This window comes from Zobellia sp. OII3 (genome assembly GCF_002211465.1).
Taxonomy (GTDB): domain Bacteria; phylum Bacteroidota; class Bacteroidia; order Flavobacteriales; family Flavobacteriaceae; genus Zobellia; species Zobellia galactanivorans.
Window position 1 is genome coordinate 126,561 of the sequence record NZ_MWRZ01000007.1, and the last position, 16,590, is coordinate 143,150.

General features: G+C 43.1%; 18 protein-coding genes. 9 read left to right on the forward strand and 9 right to left on the reverse strand.

Annotation, left to right across the window (positions count from 1 at the left end):
- From B4Q04_RS16910 to B4Q04_RS16930, 5 genes are all read right to left on the reverse strand, one after another.
- Positions 1-744 (reverse strand): rhomboid family intramembrane serine protease, encoded by a 744-nt coding sequence (locus B4Q04_RS16910; RefSeq protein ID WP_013995018.1) that lies wholly within the window; start codon positions 742-744, stop codon positions 1-3.
- Entirely contained in the window at positions 745-2,601 is a 1,857-nt protein-coding gene (gene mutL, locus B4Q04_RS16915) for a DNA mismatch repair endonuclease MutL (RefSeq protein WP_013995019.1), read from the reverse strand.
- Entirely contained in the window at positions 2,601-2,900 is a 300-nt protein-coding gene (locus B4Q04_RS16920; protein WP_013995020.1) for a hypothetical protein, read from the reverse strand. The genes mutL and B4Q04_RS16920 overlap by 1 nt, the downstream gene beginning before the upstream one ends.
- Before the next feature lie 232 nt (positions 2,901-3,132).
- Positions 3,133-3,615 carry a 6,7-dimethyl-8-ribityllumazine synthase gene (gene ribH, locus B4Q04_RS16925; protein WP_013995021.1) on the reverse strand — a complete coding sequence of 161 codons (483 nt, stop codon included), beginning with the start codon at positions 3,613-3,615 and terminating at the stop codon, positions 3,133-3,135.
- Positions 3,615-4,382: a tetratricopeptide repeat protein gene (locus B4Q04_RS16930; protein WP_088697519.1), complete on the reverse strand. Its 768-nt coding sequence runs from the start codon at positions 4,380-4,382 to the stop codon at positions 3,615-3,617. Before B4Q04_RS16930 ends, ribH begins: the two co-directional genes overlap by 1 nt.
- A gap of 114 nt (positions 4,383-4,496) precedes the next feature.
- Between B4Q04_RS16930 and recF the strand changes: the two genes are divergently transcribed.
- Genes recF through B4Q04_RS16945 form a run of 3 tightly spaced genes read left to right on the forward strand, consistent with a single transcriptional unit; the run spans position 4,497 to position 6,341 of the window.
- A complete protein-coding gene (gene recF / locus B4Q04_RS16935; RefSeq protein WP_013995023.1) occupies positions 4,497-5,582 on the forward strand; it encodes a DNA replication/repair protein RecF in 1,086 nt (361 codons plus the stop codon).
- A gap of 42 nt (positions 5,583-5,624) precedes the next feature.
- Positions 5,625-6,041, forward strand: a complete 417-nt coding sequence (locus tag B4Q04_RS16940; protein ID WP_088697520.1) for a hypothetical protein — start codon at positions 5,625-5,627, stop codon at positions 6,039-6,041.
- Positions 6,042-6,044: 3 nt separating this feature from the next.
- Positions 6,045-6,341, forward strand: a complete 297-nt coding sequence (locus B4Q04_RS16945) for a DUF721 domain-containing protein (protein WP_013995025.1) — start codon at positions 6,045-6,047, stop codon at positions 6,339-6,341.
- 64 nt (positions 6,342-6,405) lie between these two features.
- On the opposite strand, the gene B4Q04_RS16950 is transcribed toward B4Q04_RS16945, so the two are convergent.
- Both B4Q04_RS16950 and B4Q04_RS16955 read right to left on the reverse strand, forming a co-directional pair.
- Positions 6,406-6,825 carry a nucleoside-diphosphate kinase gene (locus B4Q04_RS16950; RefSeq protein ID WP_088697521.1) on the reverse strand — a complete coding sequence of 140 codons (420 nt, stop codon included), beginning with the start codon at positions 6,823-6,825 and terminating at the stop codon, positions 6,406-6,408.
- A gap of 48 nt (positions 6,826-6,873) precedes the next feature.
- The gene (locus B4Q04_RS16955; protein ID WP_088697522.1) at positions 6,874-7,923 is read right to left on the reverse strand and encodes an alkaline phosphatase D family protein; all 1,050 of its coding nucleotides are present in this window, start codon (positions 7,921-7,923) and stop codon (positions 6,874-6,876) included.
- A gap of 78 nt (positions 7,924-8,001) precedes the next feature.
- On the opposite strand from B4Q04_RS16955, the gene B4Q04_RS16960 reads away from it, so the two are divergent.
- From B4Q04_RS16960 to B4Q04_RS16980, 5 genes are all read left to right on the forward strand, one after another.
- Positions 8,002-9,018, forward strand: coding sequence for a DHH family phosphoesterase (locus B4Q04_RS16960; RefSeq protein WP_088697523.1), 1,017 nt, complete (start codon positions 8,002-8,004; stop codon positions 9,016-9,018).
- Entirely contained in the window at positions 9,015-9,566 is a 552-nt protein-coding gene (gene gldI, locus B4Q04_RS16965; RefSeq protein ID WP_088697524.1) for a gliding motility-associated peptidyl-prolyl isomerase GldI, read from the forward strand. Before B4Q04_RS16960 ends, gldI begins: the two co-directional genes overlap by 4 nt.
- 50 nt (positions 9,567-9,616) lie before the next feature.
- Complete coding sequence (locus B4Q04_RS16970; RefSeq protein ID WP_013995030.1) at positions 9,617-10,729, forward strand: peptidylprolyl isomerase; 1,113 nt, start codon at positions 9,617-9,619, stop codon at positions 10,727-10,729.
- 172 nt (positions 10,730-10,901) lie between these two features.
- Positions 10,902-11,978 carry a glycoside hydrolase family 5 protein gene (locus B4Q04_RS16975; RefSeq protein ID WP_013995031.1) on the forward strand — a complete coding sequence of 359 codons (1,077 nt, stop codon included), beginning with the start codon at positions 10,902-10,904 and terminating at the stop codon, positions 11,976-11,978.
- A gap of 266 nt (positions 11,979-12,244) precedes the next feature.
- Positions 12,245-12,601: a DUF805 domain-containing protein gene (locus tag B4Q04_RS16980; protein ID WP_013995032.1), complete on the forward strand. Its 357-nt coding sequence runs from the start codon at positions 12,245-12,247 to the stop codon at positions 12,599-12,601.
- A 56-nt stretch (positions 12,602-12,657) separates the two neighbouring features.
- On the opposite strand, the gene B4Q04_RS16985 is transcribed toward B4Q04_RS16980, so the two are convergent.
- Positions 12,658-14,118, reverse strand: a complete 1,461-nt coding sequence (locus B4Q04_RS16985) for an aminoacyl-histidine dipeptidase (protein ID WP_088697525.1) — start codon at positions 14,116-14,118, stop codon at positions 12,658-12,660.
- A gap of 155 nt (positions 14,119-14,273) precedes the next feature.
- Here B4Q04_RS16985 and B4Q04_RS16990 point away from each other — a divergent pair, with 155 nt between their 5' ends.
- Positions 14,274-15,341 carry a DUF3810 domain-containing protein gene (locus B4Q04_RS16990; protein ID WP_013995034.1) on the forward strand — a complete coding sequence of 356 codons (1,068 nt, stop codon included), beginning with the start codon at positions 14,274-14,276 and terminating at the stop codon, positions 15,339-15,341.
- Positions 15,342-15,390: 49 nt separating this feature from the next.
- Here B4Q04_RS16990 and B4Q04_RS16995 read toward each other — a convergent pair whose 3' ends face one another.
- The gene (locus tag B4Q04_RS16995; RefSeq protein ID WP_088697526.1) at positions 15,391-16,581 is read right to left on the reverse strand and encodes a molybdopterin molybdotransferase MoeA; all 1,191 of its coding nucleotides are present in this window, start codon (positions 16,579-16,581) and stop codon (positions 15,391-15,393) included.
- Positions 16,582-16,590: the final 9 nt, after the last annotated feature.

Sequence of the window (16,590 nt, forward strand, 5' to 3'; positions counted from 1 at the left end):
TTAGTTCCAGCGGTTGTTGTTAAACTGATTTTTTTTCCAATACCACATCATTAAAAAGCCGAATAAAGCACCGCCAATGTGGGCGAAATGGGCAATGCCTTGACCGAAAAGACTATATCCGGTCACTCCTGAAAATAAGTCCAATCCTATTAAAACGGGAATAAAGTATTTCGCTTTAATGGGGATGGGAAGGAAAATCAAGAAAAGCTCACTATTGGGGAACATCATTCCAAAGGCTACCAAAACGCCATAGATGGCCCCAGAGGCCCCTACGGCAGGAGTGCTATAGGCCGATAAGAAATTGTCTATGGTACTTTTTGATGCAATATTGTACCAATCGGGACTGTACTGGCCCGAAGAGATAATCTCCATGACGTTGGCTTCGGTCATACCACTATTTACCAAGGCTTGCATGCCTTCGCTAAAATAGTAATAATTGACCCCTGTATGGATCAGTGCCGAACCAAGGCCTGCGGAAAAATAGAAAAATAGAAACTTGTTACGCCCCCATAATTGTTCTAGGGGAGTACCAAAGGCCCATAAGGCGTACATGTTAAATGCAATGTGGGTGAAGCCACCATGCATGAACATGTGTGTAATGATTTGATAGATTTCAAAGTGCTCGTTCTTGGGAAACCACAAGGAAAACCATTGGTACATTTGGTCGCCGTACATAGAGGTAGCCACAAAAAACAGAATGTTGATTATGAGCAAATGCTTTATGGCTTCTGTAAGTCTTCCCATTTATATGAATTTTTTGTCGATGTCATTTTCGGTAATGGTAATATATACCGGTTTATTAAACGGACTTACCATAGATTCCTTACAGGCAAACAGGTCGTTTACCAAGGCAATTTGCGAGGCGTTGTCCAATGTTTCCCCGGTTTTGACCGCCAAAGTCTTTGCCAAGGTTTTTGAAAGTATGTCCGTATGCGAAAAACTATCGTCGGTCACCTCTTGTTGGTAATCCGATATCAGTTGGTCCAATATCATGCCAACTTCGCTTTCGGCCACTAATAGGGGTACTCCGGTAACCGTAATCGATTCACCTTCTATATTTTCGAAAATGAAGCCGATCGAGACCAAAATATCCTGAATTTCTTTAAGGGCATTGATTTCAGACTTTGAAAAAGAAAGGTGAAGTGGGAATAACAACTGCTGGCTTACTCCTTGTTTTACCGTACTGTTCTTTAAGAATTTTTCGTAGAGGACCCTTTGGTGTGCCCGACTTTGGTCTATGACCACCATTCCTGATTTTATCGTCGTTACAATGTACTTTCTTCTGATTTGGAAGGTGGTGGTAACCGCCTCTGTGGTTTCTTTTTCACCTTCAAAGATAGAGCCTGTAATCGTATCGGATTCAAAGCTGATACTACCGGGTTCGTCATCGGCGCCCATTTTTGACTCGAGGCCAACGTATAGGCTTTCCCAATTGCCGGAACTTGGCTTTTGATAGCTTCTTGAAGCGGGGGACGGTGATGGGCTTTTGGACTCTTGAAAAGGATTGAAGCCTGCATCTACAGTCACCTTGGGAGGCACGGCGGATTTGTTCTTGAACTCGTATGGGGTCTGTAAATTCGGGTCGTGCTCGAAGTCTAGGGCAGGGGCCACGTTAAATTGGCCCAAGCTGTGCTTTACCGTAGACCGTAAAATGGCGTACAGGCTGTGCTCGTCGTCAAATTTGACCTCCGTTTTGGTCGGGTGTATGTTGATATCTATAGAGCCCGGATCCACTTCTAAATAAAGAAAATAACCAGGGTAAGAGTCCGATTTTATCAGTCCTTCAAAGGCCGCCACTACGGCATGGTGTAAATACGGACTTTTAATGAATCTGTTGTTGATAAAGAAGAACTGCTCGCCACGGCTTTTTTTGGCGAATTCGGGCTTGGTAATAAACCCTTTTATCTTTACGATCGGGGTTTCTTCTTCTACCGGCACCAATTTCTGGTTGGTACGGCTTCCGAAGATATTCACGATACGCTTTCGGTAATTGTCCGAAGGAAGATTGAAAAGTTCATTCCCGTTATTGTAAAAGTGAAAGGCTATCGAAGGATGGGCCAAGGCCACACGGTGAAATTCGTCGGTGATATGCCTGAGCTCGACTTGATTGCTTTTTAGGAAATTCCGTCGGGCCGGAATGTTGAAAAACAGGTTTTTTACCGCCATAGACGTACCCTTGGGGGTAACGCTGGCTTCTTGAAAAATGATTTTACTGCCTTCAATTTTGATATGGGTACCCAATTCCTCGGTTTCGGGCCTGGTCTGCATTTCTACATGGGCAATCGCCGCAATGGAAGCCAAGGCCTCGCCGCGGAACCCTTTGGTGTTCAGGTTGAAAAGGTCTTCGGCCTTCTGTATTTTTGACGTAGCGTGACGCTCAAAACTCAAGCGTGCATCGGTCGCACTCATGCCCATACCGTCATCAACAACTTGAATGAGGATTTTCCCTCCTTCTTTAATGATGAGTTTTATAGTGGTGGCACCCGCATCAATAGCGTTTTCAAGCAATTCCTTGACCACCGAGGCAGGGCGTTGAACCACTTCACCCGCTGCAATCTGATTGGCAACATGGTCCGGTAAAAGTTTTATGATATCTGCCATTAGTTCGGAAAGAATATAGAAAGGTCAAAATCGATGATAAAAAGTACGATCAGTACTAAAATGGCCAAAATGATGGCCATCCGTATTTTTAGGTTGTTGTCACCTTGGCGTCTCATGTCGGCCATGGCATTACCGAATTTCCCTTTTAGTCCTCTTGGAGCATTGAGCGTACTTCTATATTGATCGAATTTTGGTTCAATTTTGAACGGACTGCCTTTTCCCTTATCGTCAAAATAACGAGGGGCGTATCCAAACTTCTTGTTTCGCTTTAAGCGCGTGAATTTACTTAGCATTCCCATGAACTCCAAAGTTACTTAAAATCAAAAAATATGCCGTCTTGCCAATGCCAAAATTTGTTAACAAGAGCCCGATAAGAGATGAATTAAAGAAAAACGAAGCAATCTACTCCTTGGTTTGCAGTGTTTTAAGTTGTTGCGGTCCGAATAGTTGGAGTTTTAAGATGTTGACCGTGCTAAAATAGGCCGACATACCCACAACGGTATACTTAAAAAGTTTGGGGCGCTTTAAGGCTTACTTGCCTAAGCTGGCCATTTGAATGGCGGCAATGGCGGCTTCGGTACCTTTGTTGCCGTGCTTTCCTCCACTGCGTTCCCGTGCTTGTTGCAAATTGTTGTCGGTCAGCACACAGAAAATTACAGGGGTGTCCAATTGAACGTTCAAATCTTTAATGCCCTGGGCGGTAGCACTACAAACAAAATCGAAGTGCTTGGTTTCGCCTTGAATAACGCTTCCTATGGCAATAACGGCATCGACCTCTTGTGTGGTGGCCATCTTTTTGCAGCCGTAAGTAAGCTCAAAGCTTCCGGGTACATCCCAGCGTAGTATATTCGACTCAAGCGCGCCGCAATCCAAAAGGGCTTCAATAGCCCCGGAGTACAGGCCTTCGGTGATTTCAGTGTTCCATTCTGAAACAACAATCCCAAATCGAAGATGCTTCGCATTTGGGATTTTCGTTTTATCGTAAACCGAAAGGTTCTTATTCGCCGTAGCCATTAATTGGTGGTTTTAGCCATTCCTATGAAAGCATCAACGGTACGGGCTTCATCAGAAGATGAATATTCATCTTTAATTTTCTGAAAGTATTTTAGGGCCTTATCGTTTTGCTTCAATTCAAGTGCCGTAACCCCGGCCTTGTATAAAAACTTAGGTCTGGTGTAATCGTTGTTGCTATGTGCGATCGCTTTGTCGTAATACTCCAAAGCATCTTCGGGTTGTCCCAATTGCATAAAGGCATCACCAAGTCCACCTTTGGCCAAAGCCCCTAGAATATCGTCTTCAGATTTGAAATCCTCAAGGTGCGAAATGGCTTCTTGGTACTTTTGCATGTTCAAATAGGCCATACCTGCGGAATAGTTGGCAAGGTTGGCGGCTTTTGTACCACTGTATTCATTAATGATATCGAGAAAGCCGTATTTGCCCTCTGCGCCGTTCAAGGCGAGGTTGTACAACGAGTCTTTCGCCGTCGGGCTGTTCAATGCCTGGTCAAAGTATTGTTGCGGGTAGTACATTTCATTGGCCGCATTCGACTCTTTTGGTTTTTCTACGAACTGTGCGTAGGCCAAATAGCCAAGAACACTGATTGCTACCACACCAATTACCCCCAAAATATAGTTTTGGTTACTGGCTACCCATGCTTCTGTTTTAGAGGCGCTTTCGTCAAGCGTACTAAAAACTTCTGCAGTTGCGCTTTCCTGTTCTGTAACTTCTTGCTCTTCTGCTTTGTCTTTCGGTTTGAAGCCCCGCTTTTTGTATGTTGCCATTTTATTTTTTATTGGTCGCGCAAAAATAATGGTTTTATCGAAAACCGAAAGGGTATTTATTCGTTATTTTTGATGTTTTCGAAACGAACCCTATTTTAATTCGAAATTTGGCACATGTTTTTACGCAAATTATCCCTTATAAATTACAAAAATTTTGACTCCAAAGATTTTGAGTTCGACTCAAAGATCAACTGTATGGTGGGGCCGAACGGGATAGGGAAGACCAATGTGCTCGATGCAATTTACCATCTTTCCTTCGGTAAAAGTTACTTCAATCCGGTGTCGACACAAAACATTCGTCACGACGAAGATTTTTTCGTAATCGAGGGAGAATTTGAAAAAGAAGACCGTCAAGAGAAAATAGTTTGCAGTTTAAAACGCGGATCTAAAAAAATAATCAAACGAAACGGCAAGGCATATGATCGGTTGTCAGACCATATCGGACTATTGCCGCTGGTAATTATCTCTCCGGCCGATAGGGATCTTATTATTGAAGGGAGCGATACCCGTAGGAAGTTTATTGACGGTGTTATATCGCAATCCGATAAGAACTATCTTCAAGACCTTCTGAAGTACAACAAGGTATTGGCCCAACGGAATTCCCTTTTAAAATATTTTGCGGCCAACCATACGTTTAATAAAGATACCTTATCGGTATATAATGAGCAGTTAAACGATTATGGCAGTAAGATTTTTGAAAAAAGGATAGGCTTCCTTGAGCGTTTTATCCCTATTTTTAAGGAACAGTATGTCGCTATTTCAGGAGGGCACGAAGAGGTCTCCCTACGTTATGAAAGCAAGCTGAAGGATCAAGGCTTGTTGGCACTTCTTGAAAGTAATGTGGAAAAGGACAAGGCCTTGCAGTATACCAGTGTGGGGATCCATAAAGACGACCTAGGTTTTGAGATATCGGGACACCCGATTAAAAAGTTCGGCAGTCAAGGTCAACAAAAATCTTTCTTGATCGCGTTGAAATTCGCGCAATTTCAATTTATAAAGATGCAATCGAAAACGACGCCCGTTTTATTGTTAGACGATATTTTTGATAAATTAGACGAGCATAGGGTGTCACATATTGTAGCTTTGGTGAACAATGAGAATTTTGGACAGATTTTTATAAGCGATACCCATGCCGATAGAACGGAAGATGTAGTAAAACAGATCCATCAGACCTATAAGTTGTTTCGATTGAATGATTAAGGTTAGGGTTATGGGTAAGTTGTAAATATTGATAGCATAGAGATGAAACAATTTTTTTTAATAGGATGTATTTTTTTGTTTTTAGGATGCTCTTCCAGGGTGTCGGTAGATGATTTGGGCAAGCTTAACGGCTATTGGGAAATTACCCGGGTAACTTTTGCAGACGGAAACACCAAGGAGTATAAGGTGAATACCAGTGTAGATTATATCAAGATCGAAGACCGGAAAGGGTTTAGGAAAAAAGTACACCCAAAATTGAACGGTACTTTCGAAACTTCCGATGATGCCGAAAGCTTTACCGTTGTCGAAGAAGAGAAGGGGCTTTCGATTCAGTACAAGACCGAACTTAGTGAGTGGTCGGAGCTATTGACCGAACTAGACGATGATGCCTTTTCGGTAGTCAATCCAGAGGGTATCCGCTACGATTACAAACGATTTGAACCTATTTCAATTCAATAAAAGATGGCAAAGAGAAGAAACGAGAACCTGAACATGAGCGAGGCTTTGCAAGAATTTATAAAGGAAAACCGCTTGCAGAAGGGTATGGACAAGGTAGATGCCCGAGAGGCCTGGCGTAAACTTATGGGTAACGGCGTGAATAATTATACCACCGACATTGAACTACGGGGAGACACCCTTTTTGTGGCGCTATCTTCGTCGGTTCTTCGTGAAGAGCTGAGTTTGGGCAAATCTAAAATCGTAACCATGCTCAATGAAGACTTGGGCAAAAACTTGGTAAAGAAACTCGTATTACGATAAAGGCCCGTAAACATCAAAGAATTGATGCTTCCGGGCCTTATATCGATAAGAAGTGTTCGGTTTTTTAGTAGATTTCCCTTCCTGAAAAATGAAACGAACCTTCTATAGCAGCATTTTCATCGCTATCGGAACCGTGTACGGCATTTTCTGCGATATCGGTAGCGAACAATTTTCTGATAGTACCTTCGGCAGCTTCGGCTGGGTTGGTAGCACCGATCAATGCACGGAAATCTTCAACGGCATTGTCTTTTTCTAAAATGGCCGCAACGATAGGGCCTCGGGTCATAAACTCTACCAATTCGCCAAAGAACGGACGCTCTTTGTGGATTGCATAGAACTCTTGGGCATCACGTATGCTCAATTGCGTATATTTCATGGCGACGATTTTGAAGCCAGCGGAACTTATTTTTTCCAAAATAGCGCCAATATGGCCATTTTCAACCGCATCGGGTTTAATCATCGTAAAAGTTCTGTTCGTTGTCATTTTAAAATTTTTTTGCAAAAATACGTTTTATTCATCAACAGGCAACTTTTAATAGGCTTGATGTAGTTCTCCCAATAGTTTTAGGCCGTCACCGAGCATTTGCATGTGTGTTTCCTTGGTTTTAAAGTTAAATCGGATGAGGCCGAAACTCTTTGTGGAGACGACTTTTCCGACCCTAAACGGATTGGACTCGTTCTTGAATCGGGTATACGAATGTGTAAGTCCACTACTCGTAAAATCGATAAGGGGGTAGGGCAGGCCTTCAATTTCCGTTTTGGAAAATTCCGAAATATGTCGATCTCCGGAGAGGATCATTACTCCTTTGGCCTTAGAATCTGCGATGAGTTTTTTAAGTTGGTCGACCTCATGGGGGAAGTTGCCCCAGGTCTCAAAGCCGTGTTCGTTCGATAGTATTTGTATGCTGCTTACCAGAACGTTGAAATCGGCTGTCGAATCGTGAAGCTCATTGGAAAGCCATGTCCATTGGCGCTCGCCCAAAACCGTGCCATCACCATAGGCGTTCGGTTTGGTGCGTTTCTTGGTCTTGGTGTCTGGCGTTAATGCTGTTCTAAAATATCGGGTGTCGAGTACGATTACTTTTATACTTCCTTGAGGGGTTTTATAGGTGTGTGAAGTATAAACGCCTTCCTGTGTTCTTCTGGGATCATTTTTTTCAACGCCCATAAAGTCTAAAAATTCTTGTTGGCTTTCCTTCTTTTTGTGAAAGTCTACACCGCCGTCGTTAAGTCCGTAATCATGATCGTCCCAAGTACCTATAACGGGAGTGTTTTCCTTTAGTTTCTTGTAGCCTTCTATGGCATTCTGTTGGTCGTACATGGCTCTTAACCGTTGCATGTTGTCGGTATCCGCATAAATATTATCTCCGCCCCAGACCCATACATCAGGTTGGGTTTTTAGGATGTCGTCCCAGAGAAAATTGGTTTCGTCCTGCTTGTTGCAAGAGCCGAAGGCCAAAGTAAAATCGGCCGTAACGGTGCTATCCAAATAGGTTGTGGGCGTGTCTTTTGAGGTGTGGCTTTGTGGTTTACAACCAAGGGTTATAAAAATCAAGCAAAGGGCAATGTACTTGTGGCTCATGGTTTCGTTTTGTACGTTAGCACAAAAATAAGCGATTGTCTTAAAAGGACTACGTTATTAAATTGTATATTTACAAGCATGAATTTGGAGTCTATAAAAGCGGTTAAGCAACTACTTTCCCAACCGCAAAAAATCGTAATCGTACCGCATAAAAATCCCGATGGTGATGCCATTGGTTCAACTTTGGCCCTATGGCATTACTTGGTCGATAGGGGGCAAGAGGCCGTTGTTATCGCGCCCAATGATTACCCAAAGTTTTTAAAATGGATGCCTGGAAACGAGAACATCTTGAATTTTGAAAGGGAAAATAGCCAGGCGAAGGAGAAAATAGCCGAGGCTACCGTAGTTTTTACATTAGATTTTAATCATTTGGGCCGAATAGGGCAGATGCAGTCGGTTTTGGAAGACTTGGCGGTGCCTTTCGTTATGATAGACCACCATCAGGCTCCTTCGGATTATGCCGAAATCATGTATTCCGATGTTTCAATGAGTTCAACCTGTGAAATGGTCTATAACTTCATTGAGTTTTTGGGTGACGTGGATAAGATCAGCCTTGAAATTGCCAATTGCCTGTACACGGGAATCATGACCGATACTGGTTCTTTTAAATTTAGGTCGACTACGGGAAGAACCCATCGTATAGTGGCCGATTTAATAGACAAGGGCGCAGAAAACACACAGATACACCATAGGGTATACGATACCAATACACCGGGGAGACTCCATCTTTTGGGGTGTGCCTTGAAGAATATGGTGATTTTGGATCAGTACAGAACCGCATATATTACCCTAAGTCAAGAAGAACTTGACGCCCATGAATACCAAAAAGGCGATACCGAGGGTTTTGTGAATTACGGACTTACACTTGAAGGTATTATATTTGCGGTTATTTTTATTGAAAACAAAGAAGAAGGCATTGTAAAGATATCTTTTCGCTCTATCGGCGATTTCTCGGTAAACGAGTTTGCCAGGGCCCATTTTGAAGGAGGTGGACATAATAATGCGGCAGGGGGGAAAAGTGACAGAAGCCTTAAGGAGACCACCTTGTTTTTTGAGTCTTTGTTGGTGAACTATAAAGAGCAATTGACGGCATGAGAATCGTAAGTATATTATTTTTAATCGTATTGGTCGGTTGTGGAGGCCCCGAAGCCCGAAGACCTGTAGAGGTAAAGTCGGGCAGTTTCTTTAAGCAATCGGTAAAACGGAGCAAAGAGCTTTTGGCCAAAGAAGAAAAGATGATCCAAGAAATTATCGAACGCGATACGGTACACGAATATGCCCATAGCGCCAGTGGCTCGTGGTTCTATTATGACGTTAAGAACGATACCGCCGAATATACGCCCCAAACCGACGATTTGGTGGTGATGGGCTATAACTTGGTCGGTTTCAACAACGATACCATTTATAGTATGGACGATATAGGTACCTTAAAGTATAAAGTAGATAAACAAGAGTTGTTTCCGGGCTTGCGAAACAGCGTTAAAATGCTGAAAGAGGGCGAGACCGCTACATTTTTGTTTCCATCGTCCTTGGCATACGGTTATCATGGCGATAACGATAGGATCGGAATCAACGTGCCGGTCAAGGCAACCGTTTCGGTAATGAAGATCGAAAAAAAGGAAGACCAAGAAGCGGCCGAGTAATCCCCATAAACATTAAATCACAAAAGAAATTATAAACAAAGAATTAAAACATGAGAAAATTCTATTACTTGATTACCCTAGCCGTATTGCTAGCCAGTTGTAAAAGTCAATATGCCGAATTGGGCGATGGTCTTTTTGCCGATATACATACCACTAAAGGTGATATTATCGTAAAATTGGAGTATAAAAAGACACCGGTTACCGTGGCAAACTTCGTTTCCTTGGCCGAAGGAAAAAACCCCTTCGTTACCGATAGCCTAAAAGGAAAGAAATTTTATGATAGCATCATATTTCATAGGGTAATCAAAGACTTTATGATTCAAGGGGGCGATCCGACGGGTACCGGAAGGGGAAATCCTGGCTATAAGTTCAAGGATGAGTTTAACGATTCTTTGGTACATGATAGAAAAGGGATATTGTCCATGGCCAATTCCGGACCTAAAACCAATGGGAGTCAGTTTTTTATTACCCATAAGGAAACTCCTTTTTTAAACGGTAGACATACCGTATTCGGTCATGTGATAGAAGGTTTGGATGTTGTGGATTCTATTGCCAATGTTGAAACTTCCCAAGACCGAATGACCCAAGACCGACCTTTGGAAGACGTGATTATGACCAGTGTGGAAATTGTGAGAAATGGTAAAGAGGCCAAAAAATTCGATGCCGTTAAGGTCATGACCGATTATTTTGCGGAAGAGGAAGCACTGATCGCCGCCTTTAATAAAATGAAAAGTGAATTCAAGGCCGAACTCGAAAAGCAAAAGGCCGAGGCTGAAGAATTGGCCAGTGGTCTCAAAATTATGAGAACCAAAGAAGGAGAGGGAGATACACCTAGAACTGGGCAACAGGTATTGGTTCGCTACGCCGGTTTCTTGGAAGATGGAACTCTTTTCGATAGCAATTATGAAGAAGTGGCTACAAAGTACAACCAATTCGACGAGAGAAGAAAACAAGGAGGAGGCTACGAGCCGATACCTATGGAATACAGTCCTGATGCCGCCCTTATTCCTGGATTTAAAGAAGGACTTTTAAATATGAAGATTGGAGACAAGGTCAGAATTTTCATTCCCTCACACTTAGGTTATGGGGAGCAAGGCGCAGGGCCGATCCCACCGAATTCTAATTTAGTGTTTGACCTGGAAATCACCGGTATAGCTGAATAAGCTGTTTTAAAGAAAAGTTAAAAACCCGCTTTATGCGGGTTTTTTTATGCTTTGAAAGTCCAAAAACATAAGTATATACGTACAACTATTGTGGTATTAAAGGCTAGTTGTAAGGTAACATCTTGGTCTTTAGTAATATGAACTTAACCTAATAATTTAAAAAGTAGAATTTATGAAAATGATTAAATTAATTTGTGCTGTGGTATGTATGGTTTTGGTAGGATGTGATCCGAATCCGGATACCGAGGAGGTCTTGGTAGAAGACGATGTTACGGTCAAGGCGGAGGATGTATCTTCTGAAGAAACCGATGATTGCCATGATGGGGACGATACTTCAAAAAACACGGTGGTAGCCGAATACGGGCAGCTTAGTGTAGATGGAAAATATATGGTAAACCAAGATGGTGAAAAAGTACAATTGAGGGGTATGTCTTTGTTCTGGAGCCAGTGGATGGGCCAATTCTACACCAAGGAGGCCGTGAAATGGCTCAAGGATGATTGGAACGTTAGCATTGTACGCGCCTCTATGGGAGTTGAGGACTCAGATGGTTATCTATCTAATCCAGATAAGGAAAAAGCAAAGGTATTTGAAGTGATAGATGCGGCCATAGAAGAAGGTATCTATGTCTTGGTCGATTGGCATAGCCATCATGCCGAAGACCATCTTGACGAGGCCAAACGATTTTTTGCCGAAGTGGCCGAGAAATACGGATCGCATCCGAATATTATTTATGAAACCTATAATGAGCCTTTGGGGGTTTCCTGGACACAGGTATTAAAACCATACCATGAAGCGGTAGTGGCTGAAATCAGAAAGTACGACCCTGACAATATAGTGGTATGTGGAACGCGAAACTGGTCTCAAGCTGTAGACGAAGTGGTAGGGAACGAACTTAATGATCCCAATGTGATGTATACCTTACATTACTATGCTTCTTCCCATAAAGAAGATTTGCGCAATGCGGCACAGGTAGCCATAGACAATAATATACCCTTGTTCGTAACCGAGTACGGTGTAACCGAATATACGGGCAATGGTTATATCGATGTTGAATCGGTAGAGCAATGGTGGAAGTTTTTAGACGACAATTCTATTTCTTGGTGTAATTGGTCTATAGCCGATAAAGAGGAAAGCTCGGCTGCACTTACACCAGGGGCGAGCGGTCAAGGTGGTTGGTCTGAAAGCCAGCTTACCCAATCAGGACGTATGGTCCGTGCCGAAATATTGGCGAAAAACCCTAAATTTTAAAAGGGCGCGGATTGAATCAAAGCATAGTAAGAAGGGCTTCCTTGTTGATTTATACCTGCGGGTTCAAAAGGGTAAGGTCCTATTCTTAAAGCTATAGTTGTTTATCGTCTTTAGTGGTTCAGGGACAAGGGGCTTAGGCACCTTGTCCCTGTTTTTTGTACTAACTACCACGTTTTTTTGTGTTTTATGTGCAGTTCGTCTAAAAATCATAATACTTCGCATAGATCTCCGTTTGTAGCATTTATAAACCCTTAATCTTATAACCTATGAATTGGTATTTAAAAGTTTTACAAAACTACGCTGGCTTTGGAGGTCGTGCGCGAAGAAAGGAGTATTGGATGTTCTTTTTGTTTAATACGCTTATCTCATACGGGCTGTTAATTTTAGCCGGTCTTCTTGAGATACCTGCACTTGGCTTCCTGTATATGATCTATGCCTTTGGTGTTTTGATTCCCAGTATTGCTGTGGCTATACGTCGTATGCATGATGTGGGTAAGAGCGGGTGGTTTATCCTAGTACCTATTTACAATTTGATTTTAGCCTGTACGGATAGTGAAAAGGGTGATAACCAATATGGTCCAAATCCGAAGGCGGAAGAAGTATCCGATTTACAGAAAGTTTAATTATGGTCGATATATAGTAAAAAGGGGCTTGTCAGACGACAGGCCCCTTTTTTTGTTTATGCTTTTGGAGTCTCTTCCAAAATGCTCAGTAAGAATTTCCAGAATTTCTGGACCGATGAAATACTAACGCGTTCATCCGGTGAATGGGCACCAAGAATGGTAGGTCCAAAACTGATCATATCCATGTCGGGATAATTTTGGCCTAAGATTCCACATTCCAGTCCCGCATGGCATGCGGCCACTTTTGGCTTTTCATTGAACAAGGCCGTGTATTTGTTTTCGGCCACTTTTAATATTTTTGAATTGGGGTTCGGGGTCCATCCCGGGTAGGTGCCGCTCAATTCAACATCGCACTTGGCGAGCTCAAAGGTAGACTTAAGGGCATTGGCTAGGTCCATCTTGGCCGAATCGACGGAAGACCGTGTCAAACATCCGATTTTAACCTCTCCGTCCTTGACCAAAACGCGGGCCACGTTGTTTGAGGTCTCAACAAGGCCTGGTATGGTGGCACTCATGGCGTAGACCCCGTTGTGGGCTGCGTAGATACCTTGTAAGAGCCGTTCTTGAGAACCGAGTCCCATTACCGTCTTTGGTAATTTTGTGGGTTCTATGGCGATATTTAGGTTGGGTTCTATGGCATTCAATTCTTTCTTTATGATCTCTGCCAATTCTTCTATAGTTGCTTCAAAAGCTTCACTTTGCTTTTTTAAGAGTACTATGGTGGATACGCTTTCTCGTGGAATGGCGTTTCTTAGGCTGCCCCCGTCAATTTCTGAAATACGTAGCATGTACTTGTTTCCAACGGTATACAGTACGCGGTTCATGATTTTATTGGCATTGCCCAGACCCTTGTGTATTTCAATACCACTGTGGCCACCTTGAAGCCCGTTGACCGTAATTTTATAGGCAACACTGGCGCGTGGTACCGGTTTTTCGCTGTATTGTCGGGTTGCTGTAATGTCTATTCCTCCGGCACATCCTATATCGAGCTCATCGTCTTCTTCGGTGTCGAGGTTCAATAAGATTTTCCCTTGTAATATCCCTCCTTTAAGTCCCATAGCCCCGGTCATGCCTGTTTCCTCATCTATGGTAAAAAGTGCCTCTAGCGGTGGATGGGCGATATCGGTACTTTCCAATAGGGCCATTATAGCGGCTACCCCCATGCCATTATCGGCACCGAGGGTGGTTCCCTTGGCCTTGACCCAGTCTCCATCAACGAACATTTCAATACCTTGTCTGTCGAAATCGAACTCGGTATCATTGTTTTTTTGGTGCACCATGTCTAGGTGGGATTGTAAGGTGATGGTCATTCGGTCTTCCATTCCCTTACTGGCAGGTTTTCTGATGATTACGTTACCGACTTCGTCCTTAATGGTTTCGAGATTTAGCGATGTTCCGAAATTGATCATAAAATCGATTACGCGCTCTTCCTTTTTAGAGGGGCGTGGTACCGCATTTAGGTCGGCAAACTTGTTCCAGACCGATTTGGGGATCAATTCTCTTATAGCTTCGTTCATACGTTGTTATTTTTTTGCAAAAATACATAGTCAAAAATTGGTATGGGCGATAATTGGTTAATTTTGATGCTTGACGAGCGATAAAGTGCCTATTTGGTAGTTCGGTAAAAATGTGTCGGCACAAAAATGGCTTTGGTAATCTTTAATTTGAATTTTTGAAGGATAAATTAAAAAACGGAATAGCTTTAAGTTTACTTCCGCAGATTCTTTTAGTTGCATGGTTGGGAGGGAGGCCTGATTTGGTCGAGGCCTATTACAGCAATGGTATTTATCCGCCCATAAGTCAATTTTTTCGCATACTCTTTGGGTGGCTTCCCTTTTCAATAGGCGAAATACTCTATGCCTTGCTCATTGTTCTTGGGCTGCGCTACCTTTACAAGAACCGATTAAAAATAAAGAAACGCCCCCTCTTGTTTCTAAGGAACGTAGTCGTGGTACTGTCGGTGTTTTATTTCACCTTTAATCTGGTCTGGGGCCTGAACTATTACCGAAAGCCCATTGCCGAAAACTTTGCCATACGTGACAGCGTACAAACCTCAGAAGTGGTCGACCTGGCCGAACGATTGATTTTAAGGACAAATCAACTTCAATTCGAACTAACAGCTGACAGTACAAAACGAGTGGAAGTGCCTTATAGTCGTGAGGAGATTTTTGATAAGACCGTTGAGGGTTATCGGCAATTGGAACTAGAATATCCTTTTTTGGAATATCGGCATAGCAGTCTAAAGGCATCTATGTTCAGTACGCTTGCCAGTTATATGGGTATCGGGGGCTATTTAAATCCGTTTACCAATGAAGCCCAGGTAAATGCGACTACTCCCTTGTTTCGGTTTCCGGTGGTCAGTGCGCATGAAGTAGGACATCAAGTGGGGTATAGTAAGGAGAATGAAACCAATTTTATCGGGTATCTGGTTACCCTAAGGAATGATGATACCTATTTTCAATATTCGGCTTCCGCTTATGCCCTGAGCCACTGTTTGAGTGCTGTAAGGCGTTCTGACGAAGCCCTGTTCCAAGAGCTTTACGCCAAATTGAATTTTGGGGTTCAAGAAAACTACCGGGAACTCTATGAGCATAGTTTAAAATACGTAAACCCCTTCGAACCTATATTCAAGTCGGTCTTTAATACCTTCTTAAAGGCCAACCAACAAAAAGACGGGATTAAGAGTTATGGCAAGATCGTTGAATTAATGGTCGGGTATCATGAGAAGCACCCCCTTTAAACCTTAAGCTTTTAAGCTTGTGGGTATGCCGAAAATGAGGGGAGTTAATTTATGAGGCCTGAAAGAAGTCCAATACACTTCCCTTGGCTATTTCTTTATCACCTACCGGTACGCAAACGAACCCGTCCGCTTGGGCCAAGCTTACCAAATCACCTGAGCCATTGCCTTTAATGGGGCGGGCCAAGGTTTGTCCTTGATCCCATTTTACGGTCACCTGAACGAACAAGGTGAGGGAAGGGTGGGGATCCAAGGGAGCCTCTAAGACAACGGTTTGCCTTTGGGGCTCTAGCGTCAAGCATTTATTGAGCCAGGGCAAGAAATACACGTGATAGTTGGCAAAAGTTGAAACGGGATTGCCGGGGAAGGAGAAGACAATTTTTTGTTTTTCCTTTTGGATTCCGAACCAAAACGGTTTTCCGGGGCGTTGGGCAACACGATGAAATATTTTCTCTACGCCCAAAGCTTCAAGTGTCTCGGGGATAAAGTCGAATTTTCCTTTTGAAACCCCTCCGCTGAGCATAAGAATGTCATGCGTCAAAAGAGCCTCGGCCAGTTTGGTTTCTATACTGTTTTTTTCATCGGCCAAATGAAGGAGGCTAGGTGTAATTCCTACCTTTTCAAGGGCTGATGCCAATGATAGAACGTTCGATTTTCGAATTTGATGGGGAAGGGGCTTTTCGTTTACTTCCACAAGTTCGTTTCCTGTAGAAACAACACAGATTTTTGGAAGTTTTTTAACCGACACCTCTGTTTTTCCTACCGAGGCCAACACCCCGATTACGGCTGCGGAAATGAGGCTTCCTTTTTTTAATAGGATGGCACCTTCTTGCTCATCGCTACCCTGTCGGTGTATGTTTTGTCCTTTTTTCGGTGTTTTGGTGAGGGTGGCCCATCCGTCATGGATTTCTATTTCCTCGTACATTACGATGGTGTCCGCCCCTTTTGGAAGTACGGCCCCCGTCATGATTTCGAGGCAATTATGGTCTGAAGAGAGGGTTTTTTGTGGCATACCCGCGCTAAGAACCCCTTCGAGCTTGAATCGATTTTCACCTCTTTCAACAGCTGAAAATGCAAGGGCAATGCCATCTTTGGTCGATCGGTGGAACGGGGGGAAATCCCTGTCGGCCCTAATATCCTCGTCAAGAATTCTTCCAGTACTGTGCGTGAGCGCTACCGTTTCGTTTCCGAAATCCGGTGTGTGCCGTAAAACATGGTCGAAAGCATTCTTAAAAGAAATCATCGCAAGCCT

Bases quoted from the DNA above. Each gene is read 5' to 3' on its own strand.
- B4Q04_RS16970 (WP_013995030.1), top strand. From the start codon at position 9,617: ATGAGAAAATTCTATTACTTGATTACCCTAGCCGTATTGCTAGCCAGT.
- recF (WP_013995023.1), top strand. From the start codon at position 4,497: ATGTTTTTACGCAAATTATCCCTTATAAATTACAAAAATTTTGACTCC.
- B4Q04_RS16920 (WP_013995020.1), bottom strand. From the start codon at position 2,900: ATGGGAATGCTAAGTAAATTCACGCGCTTAAAGCGAAACAAGAAGTTT.
- B4Q04_RS16960 (WP_088697523.1), top strand. From the start codon at position 8,002: ATGAATTTGGAGTCTATAAAAGCGGTTAAGCAACTACTTTCCCAACCG.
- gldI (WP_088697524.1), top strand. From the start codon at position 9,015: ATGAGAATCGTAAGTATATTATTTTTAATCGTATTGGTCGGTTGTGGA.
- B4Q04_RS16940 (WP_088697520.1), top strand. From the start codon at position 5,625: ATGAAACAATTTTTTTTAATAGGATGTATTTTTTTGTTTTTAGGATGC.
- B4Q04_RS16910 (WP_013995018.1), bottom strand. From the start codon at position 744: ATGGGAAGACTTACAGAAGCCATAAAGCATTTGCTCATAATCAACATT.
- B4Q04_RS16985 (WP_088697525.1), bottom strand. From the start codon at position 14,118: ATGAACGAAGCTATAAGAGAATTGATCCCCAAATCGGTCTGGAACAAG.
- B4Q04_RS16995 (WP_088697526.1), bottom strand. From the start codon at position 16,581: ATGATTTCTTTTAAGAATGCTTTCGACCATGTTTTACGGCACACACCG.
- B4Q04_RS16930 (WP_088697519.1), bottom strand. From the start codon at position 4,382: ATGGCAACATACAAAAAGCGGGGCTTCAAACCGAAAGACAAAGCAGAA.
- B4Q04_RS16955 (WP_088697522.1), bottom strand. From the start codon at position 7,923: ATGAGCCACAAGTACATTGCCCTTTGCTTGATTTTTATAACCCTTGGT.
- mutL (WP_013995019.1), bottom strand. From the start codon at position 2,601: ATGGCAGATATCATAAAACTTTTACCGGACCATGTTGCCAATCAGATT.
- B4Q04_RS16950 (WP_088697521.1), bottom strand. From the start codon at position 6,825: ATGACAACGAACAGAACTTTTACGATGATTAAACCCGATGCGGTTGAA.
- B4Q04_RS16945 (WP_013995025.1), top strand. From the start codon at position 6,045: ATGGCAAAGAGAAGAAACGAGAACCTGAACATGAGCGAGGCTTTGCAA.
- ribH (WP_013995021.1), bottom strand. From the start codon at position 3,615: ATGGCTACGGCGAATAAGAACCTTTCGGTTTACGATAAAACGAAAATC.
- B4Q04_RS16975 (WP_013995031.1), top strand. From the start codon at position 10,902: ATGAAAATGATTAAATTAATTTGTGCTGTGGTATGTATGGTTTTGGTA.
- B4Q04_RS16980 (WP_013995032.1), top strand. From the start codon at position 12,245: ATGAATTGGTATTTAAAAGTTTTACAAAACTACGCTGGCTTTGGAGGT.